Annotated in this window: 15 protein-coding genes; 8 read left to right on the top strand and 7 right to left on the bottom strand. The window is 39.0% G+C overall.

The window, feature by feature from the left end:
• Positions 1-13: 13 nt before the first annotated feature.
• The gene (gene hisC, locus VBD025_RS13980; protein ID WP_430786501.1) at positions 14-1,120 is read left to right on the top strand and encodes a histidinol-phosphate transaminase; all 1,107 of its coding nucleotides are present in this window, start codon (positions 14-16) and stop codon (positions 1,118-1,120) included.
• Positions 1,121-1,143: 23 nt separating this feature from the next.
• Positions 1,144-2,247, top strand: a complete 1,104-nt coding sequence (locus VBD025_RS13975) for a prephenate dehydrogenase (RefSeq protein ID WP_430786499.1) — start codon at positions 1,144-1,146, stop codon at positions 2,245-2,247.
• Between the two features lie 36 nt (positions 2,248-2,283).
• Here the strand turns inward: VBD025_RS13975 and VBD025_RS13970 are convergent, their stop codons facing one another.
• The 3 genes from VBD025_RS13970 to gnd form a co-directional block, all read right to left on the bottom strand.
• Positions 2,284-3,510: a dicarboxylate/amino acid:cation symporter gene (locus VBD025_RS13970; RefSeq protein ID WP_430786497.1), complete on the bottom strand. Its 1,227-nt coding sequence runs from the start codon at positions 3,508-3,510 to the stop codon at positions 2,284-2,286.
• Between the two features lie 817 nt (positions 3,511-4,327).
• Positions 4,328-5,884 (bottom strand): gluconokinase, encoded by a 1,557-nt coding sequence (gene gntK, locus VBD025_RS13965; protein ID WP_430786495.1) that lies wholly within the window; start codon positions 5,882-5,884, stop codon positions 4,328-4,330.
• Between the two features lie 73 nt (positions 5,885-5,957).
• Complete coding sequence (gnd, locus tag VBD025_RS13960) at positions 5,958-6,845, bottom strand: phosphogluconate dehydrogenase (NAD(+)-dependent, decarboxylating) (RefSeq protein ID WP_430786493.1); 888 nt, start codon at positions 6,843-6,845, stop codon at positions 5,958-5,960.
• 134 nt (positions 6,846-6,979) lie between these two features.
• On the opposite strand from gnd, the gene VBD025_RS13955 reads away from it, so the two are divergent.
• From VBD025_RS13955 to VBD025_RS13935, 5 genes are read left to right on the top strand one after another with little or no spacing between them, the layout of a single operon-like run.
• On the top strand, positions 6,980-7,834 hold the full coding sequence (locus VBD025_RS13955) for a MurR/RpiR family transcriptional regulator (protein ID WP_430786491.1): 855 nt from the start codon (positions 6,980-6,982) through the stop codon (positions 7,832-7,834).
• A 51-nt stretch (positions 7,835-7,885) separates the two neighbouring features.
• A complete protein-coding gene (locus tag VBD025_RS13950) occupies positions 7,886-8,842 on the top strand; it encodes a sugar kinase (protein ID WP_430786489.1) in 957 nt (318 codons plus the stop codon).
• Positions 8,843-8,856: 14 nt separating this feature from the next.
• The gene (locus VBD025_RS13945) at positions 8,857-9,492 is read left to right on the top strand and encodes a bifunctional 4-hydroxy-2-oxoglutarate aldolase/2-dehydro-3-deoxy-phosphogluconate aldolase (protein WP_430786487.1); all 636 of its coding nucleotides are present in this window, start codon (positions 8,857-8,859) and stop codon (positions 9,490-9,492) included.
• A 5-nt stretch (positions 9,493-9,497) separates the two neighbouring features.
• A complete protein-coding gene (dgoD, locus tag VBD025_RS13940) occupies positions 9,498-10,646 on the top strand; it encodes a galactonate dehydratase (protein WP_430786485.1) in 1,149 nt (382 codons plus the stop codon).
• 52 nt (positions 10,647-10,698) lie between these two features.
• On the top strand, positions 10,699-12,057 hold the full coding sequence (locus VBD025_RS13935; protein WP_430786483.1) for a GntP family permease: 1,359 nt from the start codon (positions 10,699-10,701) through the stop codon (positions 12,055-12,057).
• Positions 12,058-12,300: 243 nt separating this feature from the next.
• Here VBD025_RS13935 and VBD025_RS13930 read toward each other — a convergent pair whose 3' ends face one another.
• The 4 genes from VBD025_RS13930 to VBD025_RS13915 form a co-directional block, all read right to left on the bottom strand.
• Positions 12,301-12,423 (bottom strand): hypothetical protein, encoded by a 123-nt coding sequence (locus VBD025_RS13930; protein ID WP_430786481.1) that lies wholly within the window; start codon positions 12,421-12,423, stop codon positions 12,301-12,303.
• A gap of 28 nt (positions 12,424-12,451) precedes the next feature.
• On the bottom strand, positions 12,452-13,480 hold the full coding sequence (locus VBD025_RS13925) for an AimR family lysis-lysogeny pheromone receptor (RefSeq protein ID WP_430786479.1): 1,029 nt from the start codon (positions 13,478-13,480) through the stop codon (positions 12,452-12,454).
• 284 nt (positions 13,481-13,764) lie between these two features.
• The gene (locus VBD025_RS13920) at positions 13,765-15,309 is read right to left on the bottom strand and encodes an SPFH domain-containing protein (protein ID WP_430786477.1); all 1,545 of its coding nucleotides are present in this window, start codon (positions 15,307-15,309) and stop codon (positions 13,765-13,767) included.
• Positions 15,310-15,366: 57 nt separating this feature from the next.
• Positions 15,367-15,897, bottom strand: a complete 531-nt coding sequence (locus VBD025_RS13915; protein ID WP_430786475.1) for a hypothetical protein — start codon at positions 15,895-15,897, stop codon at positions 15,367-15,369.
• 192 nt (positions 15,898-16,089) lie between these two features.
• Between VBD025_RS13915 and VBD025_RS13910 the strand changes: the two genes are divergently transcribed.
• Positions 16,090-16,650 (top strand): flavin reductase family protein, encoded by a 561-nt coding sequence (locus VBD025_RS13910; RefSeq protein WP_430786473.1) that lies wholly within the window; start codon positions 16,090-16,092, stop codon positions 16,648-16,650.
• Positions 16,651-16,726: the final 76 nt, after the last annotated feature.

The raw sequence follows: 16,726 nt of genomic DNA, 5'->3' as shown, positions 1-16,726 counted from the left end.
GGAGGCGATTGTCATGAAGTGGAAAGAGCAGATTCGTACTATGAAAGCATACCAGCCAGGGAAATCGATTGATGAAGTAATGGAACAGTACCAACTGGATTCTATCGTCAAACTAGCTTCAAATGAAAATCCATACGGTCATTCATCTAAGGTCAACGCGGCGTTAAAAGATTTTCAGTCGTCCTTTTTATTTTACCCTGATGGCAGTGCCAGTGCTCTACGTGAACAAACTGCAGACTTTTTAGATGTGGAAAGCGAGCAGCTGATCTTTTCAAATGGCACCGATGAATTGATGCAAACAATTGCACGTGCACTTTTGAGGCCAGGAAAGAACACGGTAATGGCAACACCAACATTCCCGCAGTATAAACATATTTCGACTATCGAAGGCGCAGAAGTTCGTGAAGTAGAATTAGTTGAAGGCTGCCACAATTTGCATAAAATGCTTGCGGAAATTAATAAAGACACTGCTATTGTCTGGCTTTGCAGCCCAAATAACCCAACCGGCACCTATATTCCAGAGGATGAACTTCTGGCGTTTATGGCGAAGGTGCCAAACGATGTCATGGTGGTGTTAGACGAAGCTTATTATGAGTATGTACAAAATGCTTTTGATTCGCTTTCACTTATCGATACATTTTCTAACCTGATTATTTTAAGAACATTTTCTAAAATTTACGGTCTAGCTGGATTTCGAGTGGGATACGGGGTTTCAGCAACAGAAAATATACGTGCGCTTGAGCCGTTACGACTTCCATTTAATACAAACGTGCTTGGTCAGCTTGCAGCAACAGCCGCATTGTCCGATCAGGAATTTATAGAAGATTGCCGTAGATGGAATGCAGTAGAGAAGGAAAAATTTTATTCCTTTTGTGAGCAAAACGATCTTCACTATTTTCCATCAGAGGGAAACTTTATCTTAATCGATTTTAGAATTGATGGCGACGAGCTAGCTGAACATTTATTATCTAATGGACTGATTGTCCGTTCCGGTAAACAGCTGGGTTTTCCGACTTCTCTGCGAATTACTATCGGTTTAAGCGAGCAGAATGAACGGGTTAGAAATGTTTTGACCGAATTTATTAAGTTAAATACGCTGCACACTCCATCACACCATTAATAATAATTCAGGAGGGATTCAACATGAATGGAAATGTGTTTATTGTAGGGCTCGGCCTAATAGGGGGATCCGTAGCACTGGCAATTAAAAATAGACATCCGGAAGCGAAAATATACGGGTATGATGTAATGAAAAGCGAAATGGAAACAGCTGAACTTCAAGATATAATCGATGTAAAAGTGGATTCTCTTAAACAAGGTTCCGAAGCGGCAGACTTAATTATTCTTGCAACTCCTGTAACAGCTATGGAAAAAGTGATGAAAAAGCTCTCTCAATTTGATTTAAAAGAAAATGTAATTCTAACTGACACCGGTAGCACAAAAAGCTCCATCTTGGATCTTGCCAAGATCTTGTGGAACGATAATGTAACGTTCATTGGTGGTCATCCGATGGCAGGATCACATAAGTCCGGTGTAGAAAGTGCTAAGGGGCATTTATTTGAGAATGCTTTTTACGTTCTTACTCCACAGGAGGGGACACAAGATGAGAAAGTAGAAGAATTAAAGCACTGGCTAAGCGGAACTAATGCTCATTTTCTGGTGCTTGATACGAAAGAACATGACTACGTTACCGGTGTAATTAGTCATTTCCCACATATCATAGCTGCGGGATTAGCCAATGTTGTGAGAAAAAAGTCAGATGATAATCCACTTATAAGTATCCTGGCTGCAGGGGGATTTCGGGATGTTACAAGAATCGCTTCAAGCAGTCCAATCATGTGGAGAGATATAATTAAACAAAATAGTGATAACCTGATCGACATGCTGGATAGTTGGATGGAGGAAACCCGATCCATAAAAAGGATGCTGGTGGATGGAGATGAACGAGCGATAACCGATTTTTTCGAAGAAGCCAAGGATTATCGTGATTCGTTACCTGTTCGGTCGAAGGGAGCTATACCAGCTTATTATGACTTGTATGTGGATGTATTAGATGAACCTGGTGCGCTTGCTGGCATCACAACATTATTAGCAGATGAAGGTATTAGCATTACGAACCTTCACATTATTGAGTCGAGGGAAGGATTGCTTGGGGTATTACGATTAAGTTTTCAAGAAAATGAAGACCGGACACAGGCGCAGTCAATTTTAGAAGGGAACGCCTATAAAACCTATGAAGCTGCATAAAAGCGAGACGATGCATCTGCATCGTCTCGCTGATAGTTAAACTGCTACTGTTTCTTCTTCATTATCTTTATTAAATTTACCTTTTTCAGATCGGTCGATAATGACGGCACCAGTTGCGTCACCGGTGACGTTAACCGACGTACGGAACATATCCATGAAACGGTCAACTCCAGCAATTAATGCTATTGCTTCTAAAGGAAGATTAACTGTAGTAAATACAAGTGTCAGCATAACTAACCCTGCTCCAGGGACGCCCGCAGCTCCAATAGAACCAAGCGTAGCAATTAGAACAATCATCATTATTTGACCGAATGTTAAGTTGATTCCGTATGCCTGTGCAGTAAATAAGGCGGCAACACTTAAGTAAAGTGAGGTTCCATCCATGTTGATGGTTGCACCCAACGGTAAAACAAACGTCGATATTCTTTTCGAGACTCCCAGATTATCTTCTGTACATCTAATTGTAACAGGGAGAGTTCCAGAACTGCTCTGCGTACTGAACGCTACTAAACTAGCAGGAGCAATCCCTTTGAAAAACGTAAGCGGATTCATTTTGCCTAACGCTTTGATAGCAATGGAATACGTTACAAGCGCGTGCACCAGACATGCGAAACCAACCACGAGTACTAATTTTATCAACGGAAGCAAAACAGATAATCCGTATTCGCCAATAATCGGTGCCAATAAGCCAAATATTCCAATTGGAATCAGTCGCATAATTACCCAGGTAATTTTATACATAATCTCTGCAAGGCCGTCAAAGAAGCGGAAAACAGGTTGAGCTTTTTCTCCAACCATTGTAATACCCAAACCTAAAAATATGGAAAAGAAGATAATCTGCAGTATATTTCCGGATGCTAGGCTTTCAATTGGATTGGTAGGAATGATATTTAATAGTACATTTATAAATCCACCAGTTTCAGTTGGTTCAGGTGGGGAACCTGCAGCGGAAATATCAACACCTTCACCAGGTTTAAATAGTAATGCTGCTAATAAACCAATACTTACGGCGATAAGGGTGGAAGCTAGGTAAAACAGCATTGTTTTTCCACCGATACGGCCGAGTGTCTGCATACTTCCAGTGCTTGAAACCCCTACGATAAGTGAAGACGCAATTAGAGGAACAATAATAAATTGAATAAGACGTAAAAACAAATCTCCTAAGGGCTGTACAACATCAATGCTCGGTCCAAAAATAATCCCAGCAATAATAGCCACTATAAAAGCAATTAAAATCTGTGGCAGTAAACCGATCTTCTTCATTATAAATTACCTCCTGTGTAGATAATTAAAGATTATTACTGATCCACTCACCTCATTTTTAACCTTATTTTGGAAATATTACTAAATAAAATATGTTGCATCACATGATATAAGAACATTTAAAGTTTTGCAACAATTTACCTTTGACTGTAGTAAATGCTAACCAAACACAGGATACAAAAAGCAAATTAGATTCCCGCAATGTATCAGCAACGAGATTTCCGCTGATGGCAGTCGCGCACCTTAGGGCGGCTGGTGAGCCTCCTCGTGGGGTCTCACCTATGCCTTTCCTCCCGCAGGAGTCGACTGCCAGCAGCGAAGATCTCTAGACGAAATGTGGATTGCGAGAATTTATTAACTGCACACCTGATAGTACGTTTTTTTCTGGTTTTATTAAGAACAAAGACATAAACAACTTTACCAGTCCTGCATCGTTCCGGGCGGTGACTCCTGCGGGAACAGCACGAGTCTGATGGCCCCGCAGAAGAGCATTTTTAAGAGGATGGCCAACTAAAATCGTCCTTTGCGGACAACGTTGGCATACCCCTTGTCGGGGCAAGGAAACTGAAGCCGTGCCCGCGGAAAGCATCCGCCCGCAACGATCCCGGACGGCAACTTAAGAACATGTCTTTGGAAATAACCTAAATCTACGTCGCATCTTATAGATTATGTTTTAAATACAAAGATGTGGTGTGGGCTGATTCGACTAATACTAGGAGCCACCTTTTTTAAGTCATCATGACCATCTATGTGCAACAGTCAAATATAAAAAAGAACTTCACCTAATATAAAAGGTAAAGTCCTTCTTTCGTGTAAGTTACTCGTTCTTTTCGCTTAAATATTTTCTTTGGAATGCCGCGATACTGTCATACTCATCATTAAGCACGCGTGATAACCGAATATAAATAGGGAGTAGTTCACGATAAACAGCAGTCGTTTCTTCAACTGGATAGTGTGTATTTGTATTTCCAACCATTTCGGAAACAATACTAAAGTCGCTAATTTCACCAGTAGCGTACATACCTAATATAACAGCACCCAAACAGGAACTCTCATAGCTTTCAGGAACAATTACCGGTTTATCAAAAATATCCGCCATTAATTGACGCCACATCTCAGAGCGAGCGAAGCCGCCTGTCGCCTGAATACTTTTTGGTTCACCTGTTAATTCTTCGAGTGCAAGCAGTACAGTAAATAAATTATAAATCGTTCCTTCTAACACAGCACGAATCATATGCTGCTTTTTATGGTGTATGCTAAGCCCGAAAAATGATCCACGTGCATTTGCGTTCCATAATGGAGCTCGCTCCCCAGTCATATACGGGTGAAAGATTAAGCCGTCTGAGCCTGGATTGACGCCAGATGCGATTTTAGTCAACACATCATATGGGTCAATATCCAGACGTTTAGCGGTTTCTACTTCGGACGCTGCAAATTCATCGCGTAGCCATCGTAAAATAATTCCACCATTATTTACCGGCCCACCAATTACCCAATGATTTTCTGTCAATGCGTAACAAAAAATTCGTCCCTTTGGATCGGTTTTAGGCTCATTGTAAACAGTACGAATCGCACCACTTGTACCAATTGTAACTGCTACTACGCCAGGGTCAATTGCGTTAACCCCCAGATTAGACAAAACACCGTCACTCGCTCCGATTATGAACGGTACATCTGCATCAATTCCCATATAGGAATGGTATTCTTTCTTACCACCAGATATTTGGTGTGTCGTAGGAACTATTTCAGATAACTGATCTGCGGTAATTCCAGCAAGATTCAATGCTTCCGCATCCCATTCAAGCGATTTCAAATTAAACAATCCGGTTGCGGACGCGATGGAATAATCGACGACATATGTCCCAAACAGCTTATAGAAAACATACTCTTTAATCGAAATAAATTTCGCAGCTTTTTCAAAGATATCTGGCTTTTCAGCTTTTAGCCAAACAAGTTTGGAAAGTGGTGACATCGCGTGTATTGGAGTTCCTGTCCGCAGATAAATTTCATGCCCATTATGCTCTTCTTTTATTTTTTTTGCATACTCTGCGCTTCTCGTGTCTGCCCAGGTAATACTGTTTGTTAATAATTCCCCTTCATTGTCAACTGCAATAAAACTATGCATAGCTGAACTAAAAGAAATAAAATTGAGCTGATCTTTTGAAATATCACTTTTTCGAATTGCTTCTCTTATTGTACCAAGCACAGCGTCCATGATCTCATCAGGATTCTGTTCCGCTATTAACGGGTTTGGTGTATGCAAGGGATAGTTTATCGTGTGAGAAGTAATAACTTTCCCTTTTTTTGTGTAAAGAATTGCCTTCGTACTCGTTGTTCCAATGTCTACACCAAGATAGTATGACTCTGTCATCATTCTTCCTCCTTAAATACTACAGAAAAAAGAAAAAGAAGTTTAATGGAAAACGTCTTTTTCTTTCTTTTTTCATCTATTTATTAACTACATCGTGACCGCCGAATTCATTACGAAGTGCTGCCACAACTTTACCGGAAAATGTATCATCTTCCTGTGAACGATAGCGCATCATAAGTGAAAGCGCGATAACTGGAGCTGCGACCTGAAAGTCGAGTGCTGACTCAACGGTCCACTTTCCTTCGCCGGAAGAATTCATCACTCCACGTAAATCATCTAATTTAGCATCTTTTGAAAAGGCATTTTCTACTAATTCGATCAACCATGAACGAATTACTGAACCGTTATTCCATACTTTTGCAACCTTTTCGTAATCATAGTCAAAATCACTCTTATCCAGAATTTCAAATCCTTCAGCAATTGACTGCATCATACCGTACTCAATACCGTTATGGACCATTTTCAGAAAATGCCCGCTGCCGGATTTCCCTGTATAAAGGTAACCATTTTCCACACATAAGTCTTGAAAGAGGGGTTCTATTTTCTTGAATTCCTCTGCATCTCCACCAATCATTGTACAAGCACCGTTTCTGGCACCGTCTGTACCGCCGCTTGTCCCACAGTCAAAGAAATAAATTCCTTTTTCTAATAATAATTCCCCGCGTCTTACAGTGTCTTTATAATTTGAGTTTCCACCATCTATAATCATGTCACCTTTAGTTAAAAGTGGTGTTATCTCATTGATTACTGATTCGGTAATTTCACCCGCAGGTACCATCATCCAGATTTTTCGTGGTGCAGGAAGTTCCTTGATCAGTTCTTCTATTGAATCTTTCACGCTTAAGTTTTTATTATCAACCGTAACTTTGTGACTGTCATACCCAATTACTTCATGTTCGTGGTCAATCAAATTTAATCCTATGTTTAATCCCATTTTACCTAGGCCAATTATACCTAATTTCATTGTGTGTCCACCTCATTGGAAAAGATTTTTTGATACTAAAATAAGTATATCAAATTTTTTTCCGTATGTAACGTTGAAAAAAGAATTTTTTTCTTGTATAATCATTTTAGAATTCTAAATTGAGGAGTCATCGCATGAGTAATAGTCAAACATATGCTTTAGCAAGCATTAGGGGTAATTACGGTAAGTTCAGTGAGAAAGAAAAAAAGATTGCAGACTTTATTTTACTTAATCCCCAAAATATTATTCATCACACGATTAATCAGGTGGCTGATGAATTAGATGTAGCAGAATCAACGGTATTCCGTTTTTGTCAGCGGATTGGTTTTAAAGGCTACCAGGCTTTTAAAATTGCACTAGCTGCAGAAGTTGTTACGCCTATGAAGGATATACATGAAAAAATTAATGAAGGTGACAGTATAGGGACAGTGTCAGAAAAAGTATTTCGTTCAAACCTTAAAACGTTGGATGACACAATGCAAATTCTGGATGGAAAAATACTGGAACAGGCTGTTTCAATTCTATTGAATGCAAGAAAGGTTGAGTTTTTCGGTAACGGGGGATCTGCTGTTATTGCACTGGATGCTTATCACAAGTTTATACGAAGTGGGTTAAGTGTAAACACTAACCTTGAATCGCATATGCAGCTAATGTCAGCATCACAGTTAACGCAAGAAGACGCCGCTATCTTGATTTCGCACTCAGGTTCAACCAAAGACATGATTGATGTTGTACAAGTATTAAAGGAAAAAGGCGTCAAAACAATCAGTATCACAAACTTTGCTAAGTCCCCATTAACAAAGGAAGTAGATCTTTCTTTATATACAGTGGCAGAAGAAACTGATATACGTTCAGAAGCAATGTCATCGCGGATAGCTCAGCTCAGTCTTATAGATGCATTATATACAAATGTGATGATTGCTAAAAATGAAGAATCTAGAGAAGCGCTGCAAAACATGCGCGGAGCAATGTCGTTAAAAAGAATGTAAGTTTTTTTGGATCTTAAATGAAAACGTTTTAATGATAAAGGTGGTTACTAAATGGATGTAGTTACATTAGGGGAAACGATGGTCCTGTTTACTCAAAAAGACGCTGTCGGCCTTATGCGATATACGAGTGATTTTTCAACCAAGATAGCTGGCGCTGAGTCAAATGTAGCAATTGCGTTGACCAGACTTGGATGTGAAGCTGGTTGGATTAGTCGTGTTGGAAATGATGAGTTTGGTGAACGCGTTCAATCATTTATTAGAGGTGAAGGAGTCGATGTGAGTCAGGTCAAAGTGGACGAATATGCTTCCACCGGTCTTTTCTTTAAGGAAAAAGTTTCATCTAATGAGATGAGGGTCAAGTATTATCGAAAGGATTCAGCGGCTAGCCGTTTGGACAAAGATGATATAGATGAAGCGTACATTGCTTCTGCAAGCTATTTACATGTAACTGGTATTACACCAGCTCTGAGCGAGCAGTGTTATGAAACCGTTTTATCAGCTATTCAAGTTGCGAAACGTAATGGCGTAACCGTAGTGTTTGATCCTAACTTGAGAAGAAAACTCTGGGATGAAGATCGTGCTAGAAAGGTGCTTTTGGAACTATGCTCATTAGCTGATATAGTATTGCCGGGAATAGACGAAGCTGAATTTATCTTTGGCAAATCAGACCATACTTCACTAGCGCAAGCTTTTATCGATAATGGTGCTTCAACCGTTATTATGAAACTGGGGAAACAAGGAGCTTTTGTTTTATCTGACCAGGAAGAGGGTCTTGTTGAAGGTTTTAAGGTTGAACAAGTGATTGATCCCGTCGGGGCAGGGGATGGTTTTGCTGCTGGATGCTTGTCTGGATTAGTTAATGGTTTATCTTTAAAAGAAGCAGTAAAGCGCGGGAATGCTGTAGGTGCAATGGTAACGATGGCTGAGGGTGATGTGGAAGGATTACCAGATAAGAAAAGGCTGTTCGATTTTATGAACAGAATTGAGCAGGATGATGTACAAAGATGAAGGAGGTGTCAAAAATGACAGACACATTTCAACGAATAAAAGATAATAAGCTTGTCGCTGTCATACGTGGTTCAAAAGGTGAAGATGTAATTTCTATCGCGCACGCACTTCATGAGGGTGGTGTACATATTCTTGAAATTACCGCTGATACACCACAAGTTGATGTACTTATAAGAAGATTAACTGAGGAATTTGGCGATCAGTTAATTGTTGGTGCTGGTACGGTTCTCGATCCTGAAACAGCTAGATCTGCAATTATGGCTGGAGCACGATTTATTTTTTCGCCAACCGTTAATGCTGAAACGATTCGAATGACCAAGCGTTATGGTGTAGTTAGTATTCCTGGTGCATTGACACCCACGGAAATATTAACTGCTTATGAACTGGGAGCAGACCTAATAAAGGTATTTCCAGCAGGTAGCATGGGACCAGGTTATATAAAGGACATACATGGACCATTACCACAAATTCCATTAATGCCAACAGGTGGAGTCGATCTATCGAATGTAAGAGAATACTTCGATAAAGGCGCCGTTGCAGCAGGATTAGGAAGTTCGCTTGTTAACACCAAGCAACCAATTAATCCCGAGACATTAAAAGATATCACAGAACGTGCTCAAAAATTTGTAGAAGCGATAAAGGATGTGTAACAGCAATGAAAATTACAGGTTTTGAACTTTTTCAGGTACCACCAAGATGGTTATTTTTAAAAATTAAAACAGATGAAGGAATAATCGGCTGGGGTGAACCGGTTGTGGAAGGCCGTTCACATACAGTAGAAGCAGCTGTAAGAGAATTAATGGATTACTTAATTGGTAAGGATCCGCGTCATATTGAAGATCATTTTCAAGTACTGTACCGTGGTGGATTTTACCGCGGTGGTCCTATTTTAATGAGTGCGATATCTGGTATTGAACAGGCATTATGGGATATTAAAGGAAAATATTATAATATGCCAGTTTATGAAATGCTTGGCGGTGCAGTTCGTGAAAACATCCAGGTTTATTCGTGGATTGGTGGAGATCGTCCTCAGGATGTCGGCGCTGCAGCAAAAGAGAAGGCAGATGCAGGTTTTACTGCTATTAAGATGAACGGTACCGAAGAGATGAATTATATTGATAGCTACTCGAAGATTGATGCAGCTGTAAACAGAGTTGCCGCTATACGTGAAGCAGTTGGTACCGACTTTGGTATTGGAATAGATTTTCATGGCCGGGTACATAAAGCGATGGCCAAAATTCTTGTGAAAGAACTTGAACCATATCGACCTATGTTTATTGAAGAGCCTGTACTTGTTGAAAACCTGGAAGCATTTAAAGAAATTGCAAATCACACGACAACTCCTATAGCAACAGGTGAACGCAATTATACTCGCTGGGGATTCAAACAAATGCTGATGGACGGTGTAGTAGATATTGTTCAACCAGATTTATCCCATGCTGGTGGTATTTTAGAGGTGAAGAAAATTGCTGCAATGGCTGAAGCGTTTGACGTAGCAGTGGCACCTCATGCGCCACTTGGGCCAATAAATCTGGCGGCGTCACTTCAGGTTGATGCGTGTACACCGAACTGTATTATTCAGGAGCAAAGCCTTGGAATTCACTATAACAAGGGGAGTGATTTGCTAGATTATCTAGTAGATCCAACAGTATTTGAATACAACGAAGGTTCAGTCAGCATGCCAAAAGGAGCTGGTTTGGGTATTGAAATCAATGAAGAACATGTAAGAAAAGCATCAAAAGAGAGCCACCAGTGGAAAAATCCGATTTGGCGGCATAAAGATGGCACCGTAGCTGAATGGTAAAATGTTTAGTAAAACAGATTAAAAAAATAATCAATAGAGGAGAGAATTTTATATGTCTACATTAGGGTTAGTTTTACTTGCCGTATTCGGCGTAGGACTGTTACTGTTTCTAGTTATTAAAGTCAATCTTCAAGCGTTTCTTGCATTACTTGTTGTAAGTTATATTGTTGGTCTTTTGGCAGGTATGAGCCCAACAGAAATTTTTGAAGCGGTTCAGGCAGGTATGGGTGGAACCGTTGGGGAGATAGCAGTTATCATCGGTGTCGGTGCCATGTTTGGTGAAATACTTAAGGCGTCAGGTGGTGCTGAACGACTAGCACTTACATTAATGAATAAATTTGGAGAAAAACGCGTAAACTGGGCGTTAATGTTAACCGGTTTCATTATTTCTATTCCTGTATTTTTAGACGTAGCTTTTGTTATATTAGTACCAATTTTATACAGTCTTGCTAAAAAAACAGGCAAATCACTATTGTTTTATGGTATTCCGTTATTAGCTGGTTTAGCAGTTACACACAGTTTTGTACCGCCAACTCCAGGACCGATTGCCGTTTCTTCTTTACTTGGAGCAAATATCGGATGGGTAATTTTGTTTGGTCTGATGGCAGGTATCCCTGCAGCAATTATTGCTGGACCAATCTTCGGTACGTATATTTCTAAGAAAATTCATGTTGAAGTGCCAAAATTAATGCTGCAGAATATGGCTGAAGATGCCAAAAATAAAACATATGACAAAGAACTTCCGAGCTTTGGTATGATTGCAGCACTTATCTTACTGCCACTTATTCTTATATTATTAAATACGTTTGGCGGGGTATTACTAGAAGAAGGAAGTACACTATATTCCATTCTAACGTTCATAGGTAATCCAGGAGTCGCGTTAACGATCACGGCACTGTTAACATTTTATTTGTTAGGTACACGTCGTGGTTATAAACGCACAGAGATTCAGGAAATTGCTACAAAGGCACTGGAACCAGCAGGTATCATCATTTTAATTACTGGTGCAGGTGGCGTTTTTGGTCAGGTATTAGTTGAGACTGGGATTGGAGAAGTACTGGCTAGTTCAATGAGTGATTTAAATATGCCTATCCTAGTATTTGCATTCCTAGTAGCTTCGGTAATTCGAATTGCACAAGGTTCCGCAACTGTTGCGATGGTTACAACTGCAAGTTTAATTGTTCCAGTTATTGATTCACTTGGTATTGAAGGTCCGATGCTTGCACTGCTCGTAATTACAATTGCTTCAGGTGCAACAATCGCATCACATGTAAACGATTCAGGGTTCTGGATGGTTAACCGATTCTTTGGTATGTCTGAGAAAGACACACTTAAATCATGGACGGTAATGGAAACAATTATTGCATTAGTTGGTTTCAGTGTGACACTAATTATTAGTATGTTTATCTAATCAAACTCATAAAAACAGCAATCCTTTATACTAAAAGGGTTGCTGTTTTTTTATATAACAAACCTAATTAAAATAGAAGAGGAGTAATTATCATATCGGAGTGTTGAAACTAGATGAAAAATATAGTGGAAGTTGTAAAGGAGTATAAAATATAAAAGCCTGTTTTTATAGACGAAACAGGCTTTTGTCAAAGAGCACTAATTTGCTCGAGCAAAGGGTCAGTTGATAAACTATCACAACTACTTAACCTATATCACCGTATCCAGGGTCAACATAAGATACTTGACTACTCGTTTCGCTAACATTATTACCCGTAAAATATACTGTTAACGCAATAATTGTTAGAAACATACCGATTTTTTTCATTTCAACACCTCCTTTCAAATGCTACTCATCAGCCGTTTATTTTCTGTATGGCCAGTAAGGGCAGTCGACTGAAGAAGTAATCACTTCGCTTCTTAATAAAGAAATTATATGATTGATGTAACAGTTTTTTATCACTAGTAGCAAGTCCTAAATAGTACATTTGAAAAGGAGTGTTTATCGGCAAAGTTCGTAATAACTGCTCTGCCTTCTTCAAATTTCCTCTAGCAATCTCTAGGTGAGCCTGTTCACTTATATCAGAACTTGAAATTCCATCTGCCTTTCCGTGACGTGCGGCTAGAAAGGGAAGATTATGATTTTTGATCATGTTAATCTTTTCGTGAAAGCCGTGTTCTTCTGAAATCTTCGTTGCCTCCATAAGGTGATACATTCCTTGGTGGAAGGTGTCAAAAGTATAGGTTAATGCCAGGTTTATGTGTATACTAACCTTTGTTTTTGGGTTTTTCGTAAGGTTTAATACCTGGAAAGCATATTTTCTCGCGATCAATAACTCGTTATTAACCCAATAGTACGTAAATAATATTTCATATAATCGTATATTAAAAAAAGATAAAAGGTATGAATCTTTTATTTCTGCAAGTAAACGATCCTGTAAATTTAAAAAGTTTCCTAGCTTTCCGAAGTTCCGTGTATCGTAATGAATAGAAATTTTTAAGAACTCAATTAAGCATTTAATTTCTGTTTCATTTGTTTGAAGGGAATAAACGTGGTTTAAAATTTCCAGCGGCTTTGCTCTGTTTAACTTTCTGTCTATCATTAGCTGATAGATCTCAGCTCTCATTGTTCTTGAATTTAGAAGCGTCTTTCTTACTTTTTTAACTAGGATTTCTAGTTCTTTATAACATCCATTCATATACAAATACTCCATGCCTTTATTGATTGTCAAACTGTCATTCGTTTGCAAACAAAATTCTGCTACAGCTTTCTGAATGGTTTTTTGATCGTATTGAAGTGATAACATCATTATCATTTGGTCTAGGGTTATTGTTCCATCTCGTGTAATTTCCATTACTGTTTTATTTACCGGTTCAGTAGTCATTTTTACACCCCCAAATTTTGTCCATTCATTAGTTCTGGAAATAGGTTTCCTTTAAAAAATAAAATTTTCTGAAACTTTATTATATAATAGCATATTAGAGTTAATAATAGGTGGGTAATTTAACTTATTATTTCGACAAGAAGATTTAAATTTCGACAATTTAATACGCTGAGAGACAATTATTCTGACAATTTCACAAAAATTAATACACAATATCGAACTAAAATCTGTAATTAGAAAAAGAAACAATCATCCAAATGGAGATTGTTTCTTCTGTAATTCTATTATTTATCCGATTTTTCGCTTACAGCAGCCATATCGTTTTCAGATTCATATCGTAATCGATCAAAGTCAATATCTTCCAGCATATTCTTTTTACCTGAAATATTTTCTATTAATTCTTTTACGTCAATTCCAGAGGATGCTTTCAGCGACTCCTGCAGCGTAGACATCAAATTTGTAGCATATCCGGATACTTTGTTCGCGCCTCCATTTGCACCACTGCCACCTGTGTCGACAACAGTTATTTTATCAATATTAGCAAGTGGACTTGCAACCTGTTTCGCATATTCAGGCAGCATCTTCATGACCATGTCAAGTATAGCTGCCTCTCCGAATTCTTCGAATGCCTCGGCAATTTTTCGTTTAGCTTCGGCTTCAGCAAGTCCTTTCAAGCGAATGATTTCTGCTTCTGATTCACCTTGTGCCCGTTGTGAATCTGCTTTGGCAAGACCATCAACACGAACACGCTCGGCATCAGCTTTCGCTTGAGATTCGATGCGGTACTGATTTGCATCTGCTTCGGCAATTTCTTTTGCCTTGTTTGCCACAGCACTCTGCTCTACAGAGTAGCGATCTGCGTCAGCTTTCTTTTTAACTTCAGAGTCGTATTGTTTTTCTCGACGGAGAATTTCTTTTTCTTCGAGTTCTATTTGTTTCTGACGTTCGATAATTTTAATTTGCATTTCCTGTTCGGTAACTTCCTGTTTCGACCTTGCCGTTTCTAGGTCATACGCCTGGTCAGCGCGTGCTTTTGCTGCGTCTTGTTCGTAGCGATATTCAGCAGTTTTCAGCTGATTCACTTTTTCTGCTTCGGCAATCTCCGTCGCACGCTCTAATTCAGCTCGTTTTGCATCCTTAGATGCTTCGGCACGTTTAATGCGTGTTTCTTTGTCAGCTTCTGCAGTGGCTATATCTGCATCCCGTTTTACTTGCGCAATCCGTGGTTTACCTAATGATTCTAAATAGCCATTTTTGTCTTTCACATCTTTAATGGTAAACGACACAATAATTAAACCCATTTTCGCTAAATCCTGTGAAGCAACCCGTTGAACTTCTTGAGAGAACTTATCTCTATTTTTATAAATTTCCTCTACTGTCATCGATCCGAGAATCGAACGCAGGTGGCCTTCTAATACTTCCTTTGCTTCGTTTTCCCGGTCTTCTTTGGATTTTCCTAAAAACTGTTCAGCTGCAGTGGCGATTTCCCCAATTGACCCACCAATCTTAATGATGGCAGTTCCATCGGCCATAACCGGAACACCTTGTTCTGTATATACTTCTGGTGTAGTAACGTCCAGTTTACTTGATAATAAGCTTAGCGGTTCTGCCTGTTGAAAAACGGGTAATACAAATGTACCGCCCCCACGAATAATTTTAATTTTATTACCCGATTCATCGACGTGAACATTTTTACCTCCAAGATAACTTCCTGTTACAATCAGTGCCTCATCAGGTCCTGCTGTCCTGTATTTTGTAATGAATACACCAATAAGTGCAAGAAGTAAACAGACAGCAATACCAATAACTATCCAGATCTCTATGCCCAATTTCGTTCCCCCTAATTTTTTATTTATTAAAATACGGATCCGATTGGAATCGTATGTTTAATCCTCTAAATTCTCGTATGGGTCAACATAAAGAACCCCGTTTTTCACTTCAATTACGAGTACTTTCATTCCTTCTTTGATGGGTGCTTGCTCATAACTTGCGGCAGGTTTGGAAATCATACCGCTTTTGCTGTCAATTACGATTTCGCCATATCCGTTATCAGGAATTGGAATGATAATCTTACCTATTCTTCCAATTAACGATTCCTCTGTATAACTGAGGGATTGTTCAGCAGAAGCTATCGGAATTAGTACGAAAATATTAAACAGGGTGTCAAGGATAAAGGCGATAACGATAGAAATAATAACGATGGTTAAACTGGAAAGTGACGTGACTAATTCCAACAGATAACCGGAAGCTGAAAATAGCGTTATGAACGCTAAAATAAGTGCCGGATGAAGAAAGCTAACTGTTTCTCCAACTCCTTCTAGTATGTCTCCGAAGAAGATGTACAGAACCGTTAACGCACCTGATACAACAAGTAAAATGATATAAATAGTTTCAATTGGTGTGCCAAATAGAGTCATCAGCGTCATTCCTTTATATGTAATGATTTTTATTATTCTTGCTAATTAGTACTACGAATATAATAAGTGATAGGTTTCAAAAAAGTCAAAATATTTTTTTGCTGAAAGTAAAAAATTCTTATCCTTATCCTTAGCAATTTTTAAATATCATATGAGATAATACAAAATAAAATAATTAGAGGGTGATGAGTAATGAGAGAACCAACAAAAAAGACTGTTATGCACAGTTATCCGGGTATGGTAGCATTAGTTACGGTTGCACACGAAGGAAATGCAAATATCATGGCTGCTGGCTGGCATTCCTACATATCTTTTAATCCACCGATCTATGGGGTGGCAATTGGAAGGGAACGCTATACGTATGATCTCGTAAAAAAAGCCGGAAACTTTGCAATAAATTTTTTGCCCGCTGAAAAAGCTAAATTCATTCAGCAAACCGGCGTGTATTCTGGAGATAGCATGGACAAATTTTCCAAAGGGAAGATGCTCTTTGATCAAGGTATTACGATAGACTCACCAATTCTCCGTGATGCTTACGTTGCTTATGAATGCAAAACTATGGATGTTAATTCGTATGGAGATCATGATTGGTTTGTGGGAGAAATCACACAGTGTTACCGCGACGAGTCGCTGTTTCTGGATAATGGATTGCCAGACTTTGAAAAGGTGGAAATTCCACTGTATTTAGGTCGCTCCGCTTACGCAAAACTTGATCGAAATAGCCATATTACAACGTTTAAAATAGATGAATAAATAATAACGATCCACTTTTCTCTGATTTGGAAGAGGGGTCGTTTTTTTGTGGGTTATGTAGTTAGAAAATTTTAAT

The organism is Virgibacillus flavescens (assembly GCF_050574275.1).
Classification (GTDB): Bacteria; Bacillota; Bacilli; order Bacillales; family Amphibacillaceae; genus Virgibacillus_F; species Virgibacillus_F flavescens.
Note: the sequence above shows the minus strand (reverse complement) of the source record. Positions and strands in the feature narration are given on the sequence as shown.